Below are 19,689 nucleotides of genomic sequence, written 5' to 3' on the forward strand. Positions count from 1 at the left end.
ATTTTTCTTGGATGCTTAAACTAACTCGCACAACAACTCAATTTAGAAACATCTTTTCCAAAAGTAATTGCTGCTAATTTGATTCCTTCTCCAAGTGTCAAGTATGGATAAAAACTTTCAGCCAAATCTTTTACTGTGATACCAAACTTAATAGCCATACTTAATTGTTGGATGAGTTCACCTCCTTCTGGTGCTATTACTCTTGCACCAATTAATTTATCTGTTACCGTATTGCGAATTAGCTTTATAAAACCTCTGGTATCTTGTGCTGCTAATGCTCTTGGAACGTGAATTAAATCTAATTTAGATACTTCAAAAGGGATGTCTACTTTTTCTGCTTCCACTTCATCCATACCTGCTCCTGCAATTTGTGGATCTGTAAATACTACCCAAGGTAACGATGTATAATCTACACTGTTTTTTGATAATGAAAAGGCGTTATTTACTGCTATACTTCCTTCTTTTGCTGCTGTATAAACAAAAGGAGGTGTGTTTGTTACGTCGCCAGCTGCATAAATATTGGAAATATTAGTTTCCATTTTTTCGTTAACTAAAATATGTCCTTTTTCTGTCAGGTTTAAGTCAATATTTTCAAGACCTAATTTAGATGTATTTGGTTTTGTTCCTGTAGCTACGACAATATGGCCTTCTTCAATTATTTGAGTGGTAGAACCATCAGGACATTTGCAATGAATAATGGTATTATCACCATTTTTTTCAAATTTAATGGCTCTAAAATTCGGAAGGATTTCAATCCCTTCACTTTTCATTTGTGCTTCTAAAACATCTGTAATATCGTTGGTTTGACTACGTAATGGTCTATCTGTAAATTCCATAATACGAACTTTTACTCCCAAGCGGTTATATGCCATTGCAATTTCCAATCCAATATATCCAGCTCCCATTATGGTTAAGCTTTTTGGTTTTTCTTCTAAATCGAATAAAGAAACATTGGTTAAGTAGCCTACTTTATTGAGTCCTTCAATGTTTGGAATGTTTGTTGTTGCTCCTGTTGCTATAATGATGTTAGTTGCGGTGTATGTATTTTTTCCATCTACAAGAATGGTTTTATTATCTACAAATTCTGCCCAACCTTTAAGCATTGTTAAGTTTTTGAAATCACTTACCACATCCATATACTTATGTTGTTGTAATGTGGCAACTAATGCTTTTTTGTCTTTTATAATTTGCGTGAAATCAATTTCAACACCTTTTGGTTTAATTCCTTTAAAATTAGAATGTGTTGCGTGATACGCTGTTTCGGCAGCTCTAATCAAATTTTTAGAAGGCACACATCCAACATTGACACAGGTTCCTCCAAAATCTAATCCCTCATTTACCATTAAAGTAGTTAAACCAATGCTTTCCGCTTTTATGGCTGCTGAAAATGCTGCTGAACCACCACCAATAACAATTAAATCGAATTGATTTTTGAAATTAGAATTTGTAACACAGCAATCTTCCTTTTCAATATCTTCAACAACTGAATAATTACCAACACTATTAACTGCATTAATAACATCGTGATTGCTTATTATATTGGTATCAAAAACAAATTTACCTTCTCCAGTTTCGTGATTTACAGTACCACTTACAATACCATCTTTATGGTTCAAATCTTTTTCAATATGTGATGAACACCCACTACAAGTCATTCCATCTATATGTAGATTTATTGTTTTATTACTCATCTTTTTCTTTATTAATTACTTTATATCCGGTTGAGTTTATTGCTTTTTCTATATCCTCTTTAGTAGTTTTTGAATTATCAAACTCCACTTCTGCGTTTGCCTTTTCATAGGAAGCCTTGATATTTACAATACCTTCTAACTCATTAACTGTGTGTTTAACGTGTTCTTCACAAGAGGCACAAGTCATCCCTTTAACATCAAAATTTAATGTTTGAATATTGGATTGATTGACTATAACCACTTCTTTCTTATTATCAGGATAAAAAATATGAGCATAATAAGGAAAAGCAATTGAAAACGTTGCAAACAATGTAATACCAACTAAAAACCCTTTGGTTTGAAACCATTTTGGTTTTGCATCAACTTCACAACCACAATCATCGGCATTTTTTGGTTTTAAATAATTATACCAGGCATAGCCAATTGCGACTATAGCTAAACCAATTAAATATGGTCTAAATGGTTCCATCCAAGATAGGGCAGACGCACTTCCTCCAACGCCAGCAATTAATGCTATAACAGGTGGTATGCAACAAGACGATGCTGCTACAGCAGCAAATAAACCTGTGTATGCAGCGTTTTTTGATGTTTTTTCTGTTTTCATTTGTTTATGAATTATGCTGTTTTTCTAATTAATTCTATTGATTTAAAAATGCTACTAAATATCTCTGTTTCATCTCTATTTAAAGAATAGTAAAGCGTTTGACCATCTCGTCTTGAATTGATTATTCCTGCATCTTTGATTTTGCGCATATGTTGTGAGATTGCAGGCATACTCATTTTTAGAATATCTGCTAAATCACAAGGGCATAGCTCATTTTCTAAATTCAATAAATAAAGAATTTTCAATCTTACATCGCTTCCGGCAATTGATAAAAGTTTTGTCATTTTTTGAAAACTTCCTTCCATTTCATGCAATGTCTCCATACAGGTTTGTAACTGCTTATGGTTGGCTTCCGCTCTTGTACAGGTAATTTCTAATTTCATTTGTGTATATATTTTTATTAAAGTTATTTGCTTTGTCGCACAAACATATAATTAATTACGTAATTAAGCAAATACTTAAATACGGAATTATGAAAAGTAAGAACTTGCGTTTAAATCCACCTCAAACTTTAAGGTTCTTCAATCAAATCCTATCTATAGATTTACGGTTCTTATTCGTCCTTTTTTTAAATTCCGAAGGTGCCATCCCAGTTATCTTTTTAAACTGGTTGCTTAAATAGGCAACACTACTGTAGTGAAGTTTAAAAGCTATCTCACTCAAAGTTAATTCATCATACACTATAAGTTCTTTTACACGTTCAATTTTTTGGTTGATGATATACTGTTCAAAAGTGATGCTTTCCACGGATGAAAAAAGGGAACTTAAGTACTTGTAATCAAGATGGAGTTTTTCGCTTATATAGTTTGCCCATTTAATATCCAATTCGTTCGCTGAATGATGGATCTTATCTATAACCAATGTTTTCATTTGTTCAATAAGTTGACTTTTACGATCGTCGATCAAATTAAAACCCCAATTTTGAAGGGCCTTAGATAAATCGCTTTTAGTTTTGGTATCTAAAGAGGAAAGTAATTTGACCTCTCCTAAATTGATAGAAACATACGGTATCTCAAGTTGTTCCAAAATATTGGATACTGCAGAGATACATCTTGGACAGACCATATTTTTTATGTGGATGATGTTGCTCATATAATTCCAGTTTCAAATTGTATAGTACGCCACTCGATTATCTAATTGCATTGATAATAACCAATATTGCCGCTAAAAGAAATAACAACACTATCGCCAGTATTCCGTATATTTTATCTCGTTTGGAAATACTTCCTTTTAGTCGTTTCTCTTGATTTTTTCTTCTATTTCTTCTATTCTGGGACATAACTCCAACGCATTTTAATAAAAAATTGAATTCTAATCAATGCATAATCAACGCATTCTAACAAATTTCATAACGATTGTGGTTGTCAACAGACATTTTCGCTATGATAATTCCTCAATTAATTCTAAACCCATACTCTCGTAGTTCTCTATTAAAAGTACCCTAATAGTTAATTAATATTAGTTCAATAATGGCCATAATTTCATCCTCTCATTTTTTCATTCGGATACTATTTATCATCTTGATTTTGCTGTATTGTATTATAACTTTTCGCTATTCACTGTTATCTTCTATATTTTATGATGGTTGGCGAGGATATGTACCATAAGGTAAATCCGCTTACTACGGTAATCAATCCCAATAGGGAAAATGCCCTTAGTACAAAGGTGTTAAAGTCATCCCTACCTTCATAATCCATGGTATGTGTCATCCACAGAAAATCGAACCAACGCCACTTGCGGTGTCGTACCGTTTGGAACTCCCCATTTTCAATCGCTACATAGGCCTTGAGATTTTGAGGGGTTTCATAGGAAATCTCATAAGCTGGCAAGGGGCGACCGCGGTATTCGTGGTGCTTATCCACTTCTTCTATACGTTTGATTCCTGACACTTTTAATTCAGGTTGCATATACCGGTTGGCTACTTGTTGGGCTTCCTGTTGGGTAATTTCATTTTTTTTGTTCCCTGTTCGGGCATTGTACAGGGTTGTTCCATTAATCCAATAATAGGGACTGCCTGCAATTTCAAGTAATTCCATAGATCGAACTGGTTGTTCAATTTCTAATTGTGTTGTGCCCAATAAATCGGAAAAAGCGGTTTGTTCCAGAATTTCCTTTTTGAAATGGTCGCCGTGTATCTCATCAATATCCGTCCAGCTAAAATACATGCCACTAATCGTCCATATTAGGAACTGGATACCCAAAAAAAGACCTAAATACCGGTGTGCTTTTCTGATTTTTATTGCTGTTTGTCTTGTTACCATTACTATTGGATTACTGAAAAAGGAAATTATACGTTGGATATCATCTTTGGTAAGGTCATATTTTTTTGAATTTTATTTCTCTTTAAGCACTGCAACAACCATTAAATCATGCTTATCATTAACTTTTATAAATGCCAAACTTGGGCGTTCCAAACCGTAATCGGTAATCAACAGCGACCATGTTGCGTTCAGTTGTATGCCTTTTGACACGGGATCCAGATCTAGGGGAACCGTTATTTGTCGGGTGGATCCCGCAAGGGTAAAATCTCCTTTTACCTTGACCGTTTGCTTGGCCTTTTTATCAAAATCAAAGTCATCGATTAGTTTTCCTTCAAAGACAACATCGGGATATTTTTGCAATTTAAGTAACTCGTACATGTGTTCATCACGTTTATCCTTACCTGTCTTTATGGATTTAACTGGTAGCCTAAAAGCTACTTCTCCAGTTGCAAAATTAATGGTTCCGTTTAACCGGTCGGACACGCCAGTATATGAATTAAATGACATTTTTGCCTTGAAATTCGCAATTCCTTCCTTGGTGGTATATACTTGTGCAGACGACACATTACTGCTAAGAAGCAGTAACAAGGTCGATAATAAAATAATCAAGTTTCTGGATAGACATAAATCCCTATCACTTTCAACTGTAATAAATTTATTCATACGAATTAGTTTTAGTTTCACCTTTTCTTTTGATAGTACCAGTTTTTTCTAAATAGTTTATAAAGCCACGGAGAATAAAATGCACAACTAATAGCCCGAGCTACCAGAGTCGGGGCTTACAAGCAGCAATGAAAATAAAATCGATATTTTCATGTTCAATTGTTTTTAATTATTTGTAAAATAAGTGCACCTATGACAATAGCGCCTATAATGATGTAAATTGCATAGTTGAACCAAATTTTCCAACCTCGTTTTTTCGACTTTGGAGGTCTATTTTTACAACAATCTTTCATCTGATGATATCTATTTATTTTTTGTAAATCAGACCTGGCAGACTATTTCTTTCAGGCGGGTGTAATGCGCCATTGAAAATATCTATTGGTATCTAAAATTGTAATGGCTCATGTCATAACAACTCATTTAGTTTATTGTGCCTGTCAAGGGAAGGGCATTAAACACTAATAACTAACTAAATATTCCCTTCCCATAACAGGACTTTGTCTTAATCAATAAAGGTCTGTACATTAGTGGGAAAAACTACCCCATCATTCCCAGAGCTTTATATTATTTTTCTTTCACCATATGCTTACCTAACAAAAAAATTAGCCAAGGCAATATCATAAACTGTAGCACGGGCGACATACCTACCTCCACTACTGGCAGTAAAGGCATTGCATCGGTATACGACCAATCGCCCCGTATGGTATGAAAAACTTCCGCAAGTATTGCACCCGAAAAGCCGACAAAGACCAAAAGCAACACTTTTTTCAAATCCATACTATTTATCCAATACAAATTTTTATAAATCAATCCAAACGAGAAGAGCAATATGAGTACCATCAACATATCTGCTATGGATGCCAACATACAGAATGAAATATGCTGCCAATCGTATTTAAATCCTTTGTATAATGGACCTTGTGCGAATTCCCAAATAAAATTCAAAATAAACGCCAATAAAGACACCGTAATTATGGACTTTCTATAATTTAGCTTGTTCCCAACTTGATTGACAAAATGGTAATAGAAGAGAATTACCAAAACCAATGCTATGGTCGGTACGACGTAAATGCTGAGACTTAATTCTTTCATTTTGTTATAAGTCTTTTTTAACCTGTGTCAAATATTTTATAATTTCCTTTTTATCCTCTTCTGAGAGTTTTGCATCCCCATGTACAATGGTGTAGGAAAAAAGCGGCATTTCATCGTCTTCTATTTGGCTGATAATGGACTTCAATTTGCTATTTTTCCTCCGTGCTGAATAGTTTCCCCATTCGTTAAAATTAAGTTCTTCCTTACCTTGTACTACATGGTCTTCCAAAATCCAAGCGATCGGCTGGATCTTATTGTACCACGGATATTCCGTATTGTTACTGTGGCAATCATAACAACTTACTTGTAACTTGTTTTGAATCGTTTTAGGTACCGAATTGATTACCATAAAGTCAGTTTCAGGTACAATTTCGCTCAGATTGGGTTTGGTGGGCACAAACTGGATACCCACCAAAACTACCAGCAAAATTGATCCTATGATCGTAACTACCTTCTTAGTTAATTTGCTTTTGCACACTGCCACAAGTCATCATTTTACTACCATAGTAGGGGTTCTTGATTTCTTTCGTGGCACTTAACCATTGTGCCCCCTTATTATTGTTGTACATAGGGCAAAAATCCTGATACAAGGTTTTTTCCGTTCCTGTAATAGCTATCAGATCTATTAAATCTATACTCAAAACATCAAAGTGCTCACGTTGATGTTCGATTGGGCTCTCGGCGATATGTTCTGCATGTTCTTTGCCATCTTCGATGATGTCCTTTAATTCTTCCTGTTGTTTGGAAGCATAAGAACTAATATCAAAATTGTTAAAAGCCATAACCATTTTTCCACCTGCTTTCGATGCAGCATTCTGGTTATCCTCCACCAAAGCATCTTTAAGTTCCAAATAATTAGCCACCAACATATCCGATTTTGATGACTTTTGCCCGTCACCCATCATGCTTTTTGACTCCAGGGATCCATCATGGGGCATGTCCATACCTTCATCATGATGGTTTTCGCCACTTCCCATTTCTGAATGGTGCCCATCTGTAGTACTGTGTTCTTTTTTTGCGTCTTTACATGAAGTAGCCATAAGGGTTACGAATGCAATCGCCATTATACTTGTAGTCACTTTTAATTTTCCCATAATACCTGATTTTAGATTTAGATTTATTTATATAATTTTTTTACATAATTTAAAGATTGGCCTCTTAAAGTTTTTCAATTACATTTTCAAGCTTAGCTGTTATTTCATCGGCAATTTCCATCAATTGTTTGTTATCGACAGCCTGCATCGATGCCATTGGATTTACTGCCGCAACTTCAACAACCCCTTTTGAAATTTCCTGTACGATCACATTGCAAGGTAACATGGTGCCAATCTTGTCTTCGGCCTCCAAAGCTTGATGGGCATAGGGCGGATTACAGGCACCAAGGATTCGATATTTTTTGAAGTCTACATCGAGTTTCTTTTTCAGTGTTTCTTTGACATCGATTTCGGTCAGAATACCAAAACCTTCTTTTTTCAGCTCTTCCGTAACCTTGTCGATTACTTTTTCAAAATCTTCGTTAATAGTCTTGTTGAAATAATATTTCATTGTTTTAATTTTTAGAATTCAACATTCGTTTTTGTTCTTCATATTCTTCTTTGGATATCTGGCCTTTAGCGAAACGTTCGTCCAGAATATCCATAGGTTTCTGTTTTCTTTTTAGCGTGTTCCCGTTCTTCCCAACATACATCCATATGCCTAGAACCAAAACAGCTAAAACAATTACCCACCCGTACATCATCATCATTTGAAATTTTAAATGTTATCCGTTTTTTTTAAAAACCATTTTTCCCCAGTAAAAACGAGTACCGTAAGTACCGCCGCTACAACGACCACCAACAGATCACTTGATACTTTAATCCATAAAAAAGCTCCCAGAACGATAAGGTCAAGGATAATGGCGGTTACAATAATGGCTGCATTCGCCTTTATTTCCTTTCGAAGGTTTCTCAAAATGCCCCAATGGATTCCAATATCCATGACCAAATAGAGAATAGCACCTAAAGATGCAATCCTTGTCAAATCGAACAGAACGGTCAATGCGATTGCCGAGACTACAGTATATACCAGCATATGCTTCTGTATGCCTCCAGGCATTCCAAAATGCCTATGGGGTATCAAATCCATATCCGTTAGCATGGCAGTCATTCTTGAAACGGCAAAAACACTGGCTATAACTCCCGAAATTGTAGCAACAATGGCAATACCTACCGTAAACCAAAGACCGTATTTACCAAAGGCAGGTCTAGATGCCTCCGCCAAGGAATAGTCCTTGGCCCGTATGATTTCCTCAATCGAAAGATTAGAGGAAACCGCAAAAGCGACCAAAAGATAGATAATGGTACAAATGGCCAATGAAATAATAATGGCCCTACCGACATTCTTGTTAGGATTAACGATTTCCCCACCGCTGTTGGTTATAGTAGTAAAACCTTTGTAGGCTAAAATGGACAATGCCAAAGCCCCTAGGTAACTGGAGACCGGATACTCGGACAAACTGCTGGATGGGACTACTTCCGAAAAGGAGAATCCTGCGGCCCATAGACCGCCTATCGCAAAAATGGAAATACCACCTATTTTCAGGATGGCCATTACCAACGAAGATTTCCCGATAACATTATTTCCCGAAATATTGATCAAGAACGCCGTAATCAAAAGTATGACCCCCAAAACAGGAACCCAGACACTATTATCGCTAACATCGAACAGTTGCAAGGTGTACGAGCCGAAAGTACGGGCGACAAGACTCTCGTTGATGACCATGGAAAAAGCCATCAGTAAAGCCCCCGAAGCTGTAAGTGCACCTTTGCCATAAATCTTTTTAAGATAGGTGGCAATTCCCCCGGCAGAGGGGTATGCGTTTGACATCTTAACATACGAATAGGCACTAAAGCCAGAGATAATCGCACCAACTAAAAATGCAATCGGAAACCACTGGCCAGATAATTCGGCTACCTGACCTAATAATGCAAAGATACCGGCACCGATCATTACTCCCGTACCAAGAGATACGGCACCTGTTAAACTGAGACTATTTTTTTTGTACTGTGACATATTTAAAATCTGGCTAATAGTCCACCACCCCAACCATATCGATTATTGTAGTTTCCTTGGATTGAAAAATTGCGGGAAAGAATGTATGCTACCCCTACCAACCATTGGGTTTCACTTTCAAAGGATTTATTATTCTCTATATCATTTACCCACCCAAAGTCTGCTCTATACTCGTATTCACCTTCCAGAAAAACTCTAGGAAAAATCAATAATTCTCTGTCCAAACGTATTCTTGGGCGCAGTTGATGATCCATACTCACATCTACATTAAATCTATAAGGCATAAAATATTTAACACCAACCAATCCTACTGTATTAAATGTGTCGTAAGAATCCGGAGAAGAAGTTTCGGTATTTACTCCTGCATACACACGGACCCAATCATTCAGGTATCTATTATAATTCACTTCTATTTCGGTGTTTTGGTTGTAGTCAAATTCGGCACGTAGGCCAAATTCATTTCGAATATTACTCGATATTAAATTGAGCTCATTAAAATTTGAACCTAGACGTGCTCTTCCCCAAGAATAATAATGGTCTGTTTCATCAATAAGTTTCTGAACAGGATAATCCTTCATTCTTTCATCCCTTGGCGTATCATAACTGAAAACCCTTGCCATACCTCCCATCATATGATACAGTATGTGGCAATGAAAAAACCAATCGCCATACTCTTCGTTATAGAACTCTATGACCACTTTTTGCATTGGCGGTACGTTTATTGTATGCTTTAATGGGGAACGTTCGCCATTTTCGTTGATGACCCTAAAATAATGACCGTGCAGGTGCATCGGGTGGTGCATCATCGTAAGGTTATTGAGCGTAATCCGCGTTACTTCACCTCCCTTGATTTTTATTTTATCGGCTTCTGAAAGTGGTACACCGTTCATACTCCATACATAGCGCTGCATATTTCCCGTTAGGTTCAACAGTATGTCGTTTGTCGGCAAATCCGCATTGTAGGTGGTATTTTCCTTGGCCTTTAAAAAGTCGTAGTTGAAATAAGTTTTACGAGTGTCGTAATTAAATGAGGAAGCATCCTGCTGCATCTTGGGTATATTGTGACCCATATGGCCTTTCATTTTATCCGATGTTCCGTTATGGTTCATTGGCATCGAGTCTTTTTTCATTCCCGACCTATTGTCCATATTCATATGGTCACTTTTCACAGGCTTTTTATCATCCATCTTCATTTCCATTTGATCATTCATCTTACCATTGTTCATCGACATCTTATCGTGCATCCCAATATTCATCTGACCGTCTTTCATATCCATCTTCATTCCATACTTCTGCATTAAAAATTCAGGGGTGTTTTTCTTTTTATTACCAGCCATTGCAGGTGCTCCCATTTTCATATCCATTTTTGCCATTTGCTTCATCATTTCCACTTTGTCCGGTCTGTCAATCGTTTTTGCAGGATAAAGTGTCCCTTGTCCTAAACGCAATGATGTATGCCCAGAGCCATCTTGTGCTGTTGCCTTAACTTCCAAAGTACCGTCAGGTATGGTAACGATTACATCATAGGTTTCGGCAACACCAAATAGAAATCGGCTTTTGGATACAGGTTGCACATCAATACCATCGCCGGAAACCACCATTGGGTTACCCCCTCCAAAATCCATCCAATAATAGGTAGAGGCCGAAGCATTGATAAAGCGAAGCCGCACCTTTTCCCCTGGATTGAATTCTGGATATTCTGCCAATATTTTCCCGTTGGTCAGAAATGCTGGATAATAGATATCGGCAATATCCGCTCCTTCCATACGGTCTCTCCAAAATTTAAGTTGTGCACCAAAAGCACCTTCCTTGATGACCCTGCCCAAAGGGACCGCTGTACCTTTTTTAACTTGATACCATTCGTTTCCCCTTTTTAGGTTACGCAGTACGTTCATCGGTTTTTCGTTGGTCCAGTCAGACAGTACTACAACTAAATCTTTATCATAGTCCAAGGTTTTTTCCTTGGGCTGAATCATAATGGAACCATACACACCTTTCTGTTCTTGTAGCATCGTATGGGAATGGTACCAATAGGTCCCTGACTGGTTGATAGGAATTCTGTACTGGAATGTTTCTCCAGGTTCAATAGGTGGTGTTGTCAAATACGGTACACCATCATAGAAATTTGGAAGAATCAATCCGTGCCAATGTACCGATGTTTCAACGTCCATTTTATTGGTTACGTTGATTATGGCAAGGTCACCTTCGGTAAATTTCAAGACTGGTCCGGGAATACTGCCATTGATGGTCATCCCGTGGGCAGTTATCCCTCCAAGCGTTATTTTATTGTTTTCTAAAATAAGGCTGTATTCCTTAACGGCACGTCCTTCTTCCTTTCTATCCTTACCATTGGTACCTACTTGGGCGATGCTCATAGATGTTATGAGAAACACAAATAGTATTGTCATTTTTTTAATCATAGTTAATATTTTATTTTCTCAAGTTCATATTATTCCTTGGTTAGCACATATATTGGTTTGATTGATTTTAAAGTTGTCTCATTATCCATTTCCGTAAGAAATAGAAACATATGGTTGAACATCATTGTATTTTCAATCAAACGCTATGTATTACTCTGAACGGTCCGACCGTCCTTTGAACCTACCCACGACTATTGATATTATGAACACGAGAATACCAACACCCAAAGCCCACCAGTACATTTCCATCATTTCATAGTTTGTGTTCTTTTCTAATCATTTTGAAATTAATTTCGCTATCATTTTTCTGAATTTTTCACTAAGCTGATATTCGAAAATAAATCTCAATTTGTTATGGAGACTTGTCCTAATGGTCCATTCGGCTAACTTCTTTGAACTTTAAAAAATTCTCCTCTGATCCAAAGTAGGCAACTTTGTTGTCCACGCCCATCAGTACAATGAATGCTTCTGTTTTATCGATTTTATGTTTACTAAAAGGGTCAATGCCCGTTCTGGCTTCATCATTGTTGTTCAATGTTTTAACACACATTTCGCAACAGCCATAGTAAGTCTTGCCATTTACGGGAACGGGAATTTGCATTTTTCCCATGAAGGCATCATTTACCATACAGACCAACTCCTTTGGTACTTGGGAGCCCACCTGAGGATTTTTATTTATGATATCTTCAGGTTCTACAGTGGCAACCACTTGTTTAGTATCTTGTGCCGACACGTTCTTATTTTCTGATTTACAACCCATTAAGGTCAATACTAAAATTCCTGAAAGTAGTATTCGCATTGTCTTATCATTTTTTGTTTTAATTTCCAATTAATATTTCTTACTGTAGAGGGTCCTAATTCTTTTATATGTCAACTTTAAGCTATATTTTAATTTTCTAAAATGTTATTGCTACTTACTGATGATAGCTTCCGTGGTGCCACATGTCAACATTTTGTTTCCCATATAAGGATTCCTGATTTCCTCATGGATACTAAGCCAATATGCCCCTTTTTCGTTATCTGCCATTGGGCAAAATTGCTCATATACTTCCTTGTTTACACCAAACAGGCGTACACCTTTTGATAAATGTGCCGATAGATGTTTAAAGTGACCCCTTTGCTTTTCAATATCAGAGGTTTTGCCAATAGCTTCTGAAGATGACTTGATCTCCTTTGAAATGGCCATCCAGTGATTATGGGCCTCCTGGTCGGTCAATTGTTTCATATCTACCTTTTTCAATGTGGCCAACAATTTATCGGCCCCCTTTTTTGCCGCAGTGGCCTCGTCCTTTACCAAGGCGTCTTTGAGGTCCAGATAGTTGTCAAAGACTTTCTCAAGCTGCCCAACAAAGATTTTTGACACTTCCATTCTCTTTTCCATACGGCTGTGGTCAGTCTTATCGGGCATTTCAGAATGGTCCGTAGATTCATTGGATCTCATTCCACTTTCCGATTCTTTTTCTCCTCCCTTATCCATACCTCCATGATTATGCCCTGTCATGGCTGGGCCCCCTTCGGGATTCATCATGCTGGGCTTGCCGGCAAGTTGTGCAGCGGCATCTATGCTGAAGGTTCCGTTAATGGCAATTTCCTCACCTTCTTCCAGTCCTTCGTTCACTACGAAACTTTCGCCCAAAGCCGGGCCTAACGTGACGTCGCGCATCATAAAATTTACACCTTTGTCCGAAATATTCTTTATATAGACCACAGAACGCTTTCCTGTCCACATGACCGCTGTTTTGGGAATAACGATTGCATCGGACTTTAAAGGCAATTTAGCCTCAACAGTGCCGGAAACGAACATTTCGGGTTTCAGTTGTAGATTCCGATTATTCACTTCTACCCTTGCTTTTGCAACCCTGGTCATAGGATCGATCACAGGGTCCAAATACGAAATCTTTCCTTTAAAGGTTTCGCCTGGTACAGATTGTACCGTAAAACTTACCTCATCACCCTTTTTTATCCAGACCATGTCGGATTCATAAACATCGAACAATATCCAAACAGTGCTCAGGTTGGCAATCTGGTATATAGGCATGCCTTTATTGACGTAGTCCCCAAGATTGACCTTCTTTTCTGTCACATAGCCAGATATATCGGCCAGTATGTGGAGTTCTTCTTGAACTGTACCCGATTCCAGAATTTGTGTAATCTGGATATCCGAAAGCTTCCAGTTTTTAAGTTTTTCCTTTGCCGAGTTAAAAAGCATTGGCTGGGTCTCGACTATTTTTCGGGCCTCGAAAAGTTCTTCTTGGGCATTGACCAGATCTGGAGAATAAATAGAGGCGATTACCTGCCCTTTATTAACGTATTCGCCGGTAAAATTAACCATCAATTTTTCAATGCGGCCAGGAATATGGGAAGATTGGGAATAGACCAACCGTTCATCGGCCTGTACCTTTCCATTCAATCGCAATAACTTTACAGGCTTGGTCTTTCCGACAATTTCTGTACCGACATTTGCAATCTGCATTGCGGTCCGAGACATGCTGATTGCCATGGGATCCAATTCAGCATTGCTATCGTTATCCAAAGGAATCAATTCCATGCCGCAGATGGGGCAGTTACCCGGTTCGTTCTGTCTGATCTGTGGGTGCATGGAGCAGGTCCAAATGGTCTCACTGACGATTTCGCCGTCGTGTTGGTGTTCGTCCACTGTCCTGTTTTCCGAACCTCCGAAAAACAGCCATCCAAGCAATAACCCTATGATCAAGGTAATTGCAGCTATACCTATTATTTTTTTAGTTTCTGTTTTCATAGTACTATTTTTTTGCTGTGATGTAATTCAGTTTTGCTTGCGCAATGCGATATTGCGTAAATGCGGTTATTTTAAGTCTATCGTATTTAAGCAGTTGTTGCTGCATCCGAAGTACCTCCTCGAAATCCTTTCCCGAGTTTCCATAAGACGTGAACAAGAGATTGAGAACTTGTTCTGATTCCGATATCTGCTGATCAAAAAGTGAAATCAAATCGGTCTGTTGTCGTAAATCGAACAGTGCCATTTCATAATTTGAATTCAGCGCATTTACGGTTTCCGTTTTTTGAAGCGAATAACTTTCTTGCATCAATTGCGCCTCTTTGACAGCTGCTTTGTACTTTCCCCTAAAGATGGGAAGGCTTACGGTTACCATTGGCATCAATACATCCTTCCCGTTGTCAGGCAAAGCCATATCGGTCCGTTCATCGACTATTACAAAATCCAACCCGAGCCCGAGCCTTGGAAAGCCTTGTTTTATTGCAGCATATTCAGATGCCTCGCTTGCCTTTATTTTTAATTCAAGTGAATTCAAAAGTGGATGGTCCACAACAAGGGAATCCTTCGCATAATCCAATAGTATATGATCTATTTCAATGGTATCGGCGATAATAACTGGTTCTATCTCGTCGCGGTTCAATAGTTTATTGAACGATGCCAACAGGGGCGTCTCTTTTTTATTCAGAATTCCCAAATTTGTCTTTGCCTCTTTTAGCATGATATCCACTCTCAACACATCAACCAGTGTCCCATTACCATTTTTGAACTTTGAGTTGGAAATGGACTTATATGATTCTAGTATGGCAATGTTCCTTTCCTCGATTTTCATCCACTCCCTCAATTCGTATAAAGGAAAATAAGCCGTGGATACCTCAAAATAGAGTTTGTTTTTGGTATCTAAAAAAGATTGGTATCTTGCCTCTGCCATAAGTGTGGCCACATCGCCCTGGGCCTTCAGCGTGCCAAACCATGGGAACATTTGGGTCAATGAAAACCGTGCCTTTTGTGGCCCGACCCTTGTTTCTACCGGAGATATAAAATACCCGAAAGAAATGGATGGATCTGGCAAGGTGCTTACCTGTGGTACCTTTTCCAAAGCCGCTTCGAACTCCTTATATTGGGAAAGTAGGCCCGGATTGTTGTCCGAAGCTATTTTGAAATAATCTTCCAATGTCTGTGCCTGCAATCCTAAACAGGTAAATAATAGTAACAGTGCGATTATGTTCTTCATTTTATTCTATTTTTTTTGTTCTTATTATTAATGACCGTTTCCCTCCAAAACGACTGAAGAACTGGCACGACGAACATGGTCATGATCTGGATGGTCATTCCTCCAAAGGTGGGGATTGCCATGGGAATCATTACATCAGCGCCTTTACCAGTCGATGTCAATACTGGGAGGAGGGCAATAATAGCAACGGCTGCGGTCATCATTGCCGGGCGGACCCTTTTTTTACCGGCCTCCAAAACAGCTGCCCTTACCCCTTCTATAGTATCTGGCTTTTTTTCCTCGAAAACTTGATGAATATAGGTCCCCATAATAACCCCGTCATCTGTTGCTATACCGAAGAGGGCAATAAATCCTACCCAAACAGCAACACTCAAATTGATGGTGTGCATTTGAAAAAGATCTCGCATATTCACACCCGATATGGCAAAATTTAGGAACCAGTCCTGCCCATAGAGCCACAACATGATAAATCCGCCCGCAAATGCGACGAATACCCCCGAGAAGTGGATTGATGATGCAATAACTGTCTTAAATTGAAAGAACAGCAGCAAGAATATGACTACCAAACTGATCGGTATTACTATAGACAATCTTTTGACCGCTCTTATCTGGTTTTCATAGCTGCCAGAAAATTTGTAGCTTATTCCCGCAGGGACCGTTAATTCCCCTGCATCGATTTTTTGTTGGATGGCATCTTGTGCATCGTTTACCACATCGACCTCCGCAAAACTATCCCTTTTGTCAAAAAGAACATAACCAACCAAAAATGTGTTTTCGCTCTTGATGGCCTGTGGCCCTCTTACATATTCAAAATCGACCACTTGTGAAAGCGGAATTTGGGCCCCCACGGGGGTAGGAATCAATATCTTACTTAAAGATTCAGGATCATCCCTTAGTTCCCTTGGATAGCGCACTCTAATTGGGAACCGCTCCCTACCTTCGACGGTAGAGGATATTTTCATTCCTCCAATGGCGGTCTCAATGCTTTGTTGCACGTCCTCAACATTGAGACCATATCGTGATATTTCATCCCTATTGATATTGAGATGCAAATACGGTTTACCAACGATCCGATCGGCAAATACCGCTTCTGACTTTACGGAAGCGACTTCTTTTAATATCACTTCCAACTGCATCCCAAAATCTTCTATTGTTTTCAAATCCGGGCCGTAAACTTTGATACCCATAGGGGCGCGCATCCCTGTCTGGAGCATTACCAAACGAGTTTCTATAGGCTGCAATTTTGGTGCTGAAGTGATTCCGGGTATTTTGGTCACACTGACGATTTCGTCCCAAATATCATCTGCCGATTTGATGTGGGGCCTCCAATTTCGATAAAATTCTCCATTTTCGTCCGCAATCAAGTCTTCTTCTGTAATACCCCTTTCCAATGCCTCTCCATTGGTAAGGGTATCCTTTTGAACGGTAATGAACCGATCTTTACGGTCCACTTTAAAATGGACCCTATGACCTGCTTCGTTTAGGATAAATTCGGGTTTGTAGTTGATAATGGTCTCGAACATGGAAATAGGTGCAGGATCGAGTGCCGATTCCACACGTCCTAATTTTCCGACTGCCATATCCACTTCTGGAATTCCATCAAGAAGCATATCCAATTGACCAATTACATTTCGGTTATATTCCACCCCTGAATGTGGCATTGAAGTTGGCATTAACAAATAGCTGCCTTCATTCAAAGATGGCATAAATTCAGAGCCTATTCCAGGAAATCTGTTTGAGGAAGCTTGCCAGCCAGAAGTTTGCCTGACGTTTTTCCAACCTACGAATTCGAAACCTTTAGCTACAATTCCAAAAGTACTGTCGAACCCTAGCCATATCAATACTCCAAAAAATATGGTTACGAAGGGAATCAACATAAATTTCCCTTTGTTCTGCAAGCACCATTTGAGTACAGGTTCATAAAAATGCACTATCGCCATTAAGGCTGCCAATATGATTCCTATCAAAAACAATACGAAGAAGTAGTTGATTATAATGCCATTTTGAGGCCCTAAGGGCATCCATTCCTCCGTAAGGAAAAAAGAGGCTATAAAAATGGTAAGCCCTAAATTGATATAATTGGGATATGCTTTATATTTTTTGGGCCACCTGGGTTCCAAAAGATTGTTTATTCCAATTAAAGTAAGTGCAAGTGGCAACAACATCGAGGCATAGACCGCAAAAATAATTCCAGCCACAATCAAAAGGATACCCCAGAACCTGCGGACCCTTTTCTTGTCATAGTTGATGCCGAAGATGAAATGTGCAAGGGCAGGTAATACCACGAGACCAAGTACAAAAGCACTTAACAAGGCAAAAGTTTTGGTAAATGCCAATGGCCTAAAAAGTTTTCCCTCGGCAGATTCCATTGCAAAAACAGGCACAAAACTGACCACGGTAGTAGCCAAGGCCGTTGTTATTGCCGATGCCACTTCAATGGTCGCCTTATAGATAACCTGCATGAGTTCCTTCCCCTTTACACCATGGTTTTCTGGCATTTCTAGATGGCGAATAATATTTTCAATGAAAATAATCCCGACATCGACCATGACCCCGATAGCAATGGCAATACCCGAAAGTGCCACTACGTTGGCATCAACACCGGCATACCGCATAACAATGAAGGTCATTAAAACGCCAACGGGCAAAAGCCCTGAAATGATAATGGAGGCCCTTAGATTAAGTACTAAAATCAATACTACAATAATACTTATAAGGATTTCATGGGATAGCGCATTTTCCAATGTCCCTATGGTCTCGTGGATAAGCTGCGTCCTGTCATAGAACGGAACGATGGTCAATTGGCTTTCCGTCCCGTTGGCCAACGTCTTCTTTGGAAGTCCCGGGGCAATTTCCTTGATCTTTTCTTTTAAATTGTTAATGACCGCCAATGGGTTGGAGCCATACCGGGCAACAACAACGCCCCCAACAACCTCTGCCCCTCCTTTATCAAGTACACCTCTTCTAGTGGCCGGGCCTAAACTTACGACACCAATGTCTTTGATTCGAACTGGAACGTTGTCCTGAACTGCAACGACCGCCTTTTCGATGTCCTCTGTCTTTTTAACATAGCCCAAGCCCCTAACCAAATATTCCGCTTGATTGATCTCTATGGTCTTTGCCCCAACATCTTTATTGGATTTCTGTACAGCCTGCATCACTTTGTGCAACGGGATATTATAGGCCTTTAAGGCGTCGGGGTTCACGTCTATCTGGTATTCCTGAACATACCCTCCAATGGATGCCACTTCGGAGACACCTTCAACGGCATTTAGACCATATTTAACATAAAAATCCTGAACGGTACGTATTTCGTGTAAGTCCCATCCACCCGTAGGATTGTTGTCCTTATCCCTACCTTCCAAGGTGTACCAATAGACCTGGCCCAAAGCAGTGGCATCGGGCCCTAAGGTCGGCGTCACAGCATCCGGTAAGAGCCCGGCTGGGAGTGAATTTAGTTTTTCCAATATCCGGGAACGCGACCAATAGAATTCTACATCATCGTTGAATATTATGTAGATACTGGAAAATCCGAATATCGAAGAACTACGGATAGTCTTAACGCCCGGTATCCCCAATAAATAAGTAGTCATAGGGTAGGATATTTGATCTTCTATATCCTGTGGCGATCGTCCGGGCCATTGGGTAAAGACAATCTGCTGGTTTTCCCCAATATCAGGTATGGCATCGACAGGAACCGGGTCTTTGGGCAGGAATCCCGTATCCCAATTAAAGGGCGAGGTGGCAACGCCCCAGGTTATAATTGTTAATAGAATGAGAACCGTAACCAGCTTGTTCTCCAAAAAATATTTGATTAGTTTATTAAGCATATTATGAAATGTTGATTTGGAATTAAAAGAAATGTTCCAAAGGCGAAAAATGCCTATAACCATACTAAATCAATAGCATGGTAATACTTCA

The 19,689-nt window shown here is 38.9% G+C and carries 18 protein-coding genes; all 18 read right to left on the bottom strand.

Annotated features, from left to right (window positions below):
* Positions 1-20: 20 nt before the first annotated feature.
* The 18 genes from merA to CWD91_RS10235 all read right to left on the bottom strand — a co-directional run bounded on the left by merA (position 21) and on the right by CWD91_RS10235 (position 19,598).
* Complete coding sequence (gene merA / locus CWD91_RS10155; protein ID WP_069858825.1) at positions 21-1,691, bottom strand: mercury(II) reductase; 1,671 nt, start codon at positions 1,689-1,691, stop codon at positions 21-23.
* Complete coding sequence (merTP, locus tag CWD91_RS10160; RefSeq protein ID WP_103440863.1) at positions 1,684-2,295, bottom strand: mercuric transport protein MerTP; 612 nt, start codon at positions 2,293-2,295, stop codon at positions 1,684-1,686. Before merTP ends, merA begins: the two co-directional genes overlap by 8 nt.
* An 11-nt stretch (positions 2,296-2,306) precedes the next feature.
* Entirely contained in the window at positions 2,307-2,678 is a 372-nt protein-coding gene (locus CWD91_RS10165; protein WP_069858829.1) for an ArsR/SmtB family transcription factor, read from the bottom strand.
* Positions 2,679-2,820: 142 nt separating this feature from the next.
* Positions 2,821-3,387, bottom strand: a complete 567-nt coding sequence (locus CWD91_RS10170) for a helix-turn-helix domain-containing protein (RefSeq protein WP_069858832.1) — start codon at positions 3,385-3,387, stop codon at positions 2,821-2,823.
* 37 nt (positions 3,388-3,424) lie between these two features.
* Positions 3,425-3,574 (bottom strand): hypothetical protein, encoded by a 150-nt coding sequence (locus CWD91_RS22790; protein ID WP_192877652.1) that lies wholly within the window; start codon positions 3,572-3,574, stop codon positions 3,425-3,427.
* A gap of 283 nt (positions 3,575-3,857) precedes the next feature.
* Entirely contained in the window at positions 3,858-4,556 is a 699-nt protein-coding gene (locus CWD91_RS10175) for a PepSY domain-containing protein (RefSeq protein ID WP_069858834.1), read from the bottom strand.
* 72 nt (positions 4,557-4,628) lie between these two features.
* Positions 4,629-5,219 carry a YceI family protein gene (locus CWD91_RS10180; protein WP_069858836.1) on the bottom strand — a complete coding sequence of 197 codons (591 nt, stop codon included), beginning with the start codon at positions 5,217-5,219 and terminating at the stop codon, positions 4,629-4,631.
* A gap of 564 nt (positions 5,220-5,783) precedes the next feature.
* The gene (locus CWD91_RS10185) at positions 5,784-6,311 is read right to left on the bottom strand and encodes a hypothetical protein (RefSeq protein WP_069858839.1); all 528 of its coding nucleotides are present in this window, start codon (positions 6,309-6,311) and stop codon (positions 5,784-5,786) included.
* Positions 6,312-6,315: 4 nt separating this feature from the next.
* Positions 6,316-6,795 (bottom strand): heme-binding domain-containing protein, encoded by a 480-nt coding sequence (locus tag CWD91_RS10190; RefSeq protein ID WP_236822241.1) that lies wholly within the window; start codon positions 6,793-6,795, stop codon positions 6,316-6,318.
* A complete protein-coding gene (locus CWD91_RS10195; protein WP_069858842.1) occupies positions 6,767-7,405 on the bottom strand; it encodes a DUF3347 domain-containing protein in 639 nt (212 codons plus the stop codon). Before CWD91_RS10195 ends, CWD91_RS10190 begins: the two co-directional genes overlap by 29 nt.
* Before the next feature lie 64 nt (positions 7,406-7,469).
* Positions 7,470-7,856 (bottom strand): DUF302 domain-containing protein, encoded by a 387-nt coding sequence (locus tag CWD91_RS10200; RefSeq protein WP_103440864.1) that lies wholly within the window; start codon positions 7,854-7,856, stop codon positions 7,470-7,472.
* A 4-nt stretch (positions 7,857-7,860) separates the two neighbouring features.
* On the bottom strand, positions 7,861-8,055 hold the full coding sequence (locus tag CWD91_RS10205) for an SHOCT domain-containing protein (protein WP_317045611.1): 195 nt from the start codon (positions 8,053-8,055) through the stop codon (positions 7,861-7,863).
* A gap of 8 nt (positions 8,056-8,063) precedes the next feature.
* On the bottom strand, positions 8,064-9,362 hold the full coding sequence (locus CWD91_RS10210) for an APC family permease (protein WP_069858847.1): 1,299 nt from the start codon (positions 9,360-9,362) through the stop codon (positions 8,064-8,066).
* 2 nt (positions 9,363-9,364) lie between these two features.
* Positions 9,365-11,770 carry a multicopper oxidase domain-containing protein gene (locus CWD91_RS10215; protein ID WP_239985729.1) on the bottom strand — a complete coding sequence of 802 codons (2,406 nt, stop codon included), beginning with the start codon at positions 11,768-11,770 and terminating at the stop codon, positions 9,365-9,367.
* Between the two features lie 379 nt (positions 11,771-12,149).
* Positions 12,150-12,581, bottom strand: coding sequence for a hypothetical protein (locus CWD91_RS10220; RefSeq protein WP_069858851.1), 432 nt, complete (start codon positions 12,579-12,581; stop codon positions 12,150-12,152).
* Between the two features lie 111 nt (positions 12,582-12,692).
* Complete coding sequence (locus CWD91_RS10225) at positions 12,693-14,540, bottom strand: efflux RND transporter periplasmic adaptor subunit (RefSeq protein ID WP_103440866.1); 1,848 nt, start codon at positions 14,538-14,540, stop codon at positions 12,693-12,695.
* A gap of 4 nt (positions 14,541-14,544) precedes the next feature.
* Entirely contained in the window at positions 14,545-15,768 is a 1,224-nt protein-coding gene (locus tag CWD91_RS10230; RefSeq protein WP_103440867.1) for a TolC family protein, read from the bottom strand.
* Positions 15,765-19,598, bottom strand: a complete 3,834-nt coding sequence (locus CWD91_RS10235; RefSeq protein ID WP_103440974.1) for an efflux RND transporter permease subunit — start codon at positions 19,596-19,598, stop codon at positions 15,765-15,767. Before CWD91_RS10235 ends, CWD91_RS10230 begins: the two co-directional genes overlap by 4 nt.
* Positions 19,599-19,689: the final 91 nt, after the last annotated feature.

This window comes from Arenibacter hampyeongensis (assembly GCF_002909255.1).
GTDB lineage: Bacteria > Bacteroidota > Bacteroidia > Flavobacteriales > Flavobacteriaceae > Arenibacter > Arenibacter hampyeongensis.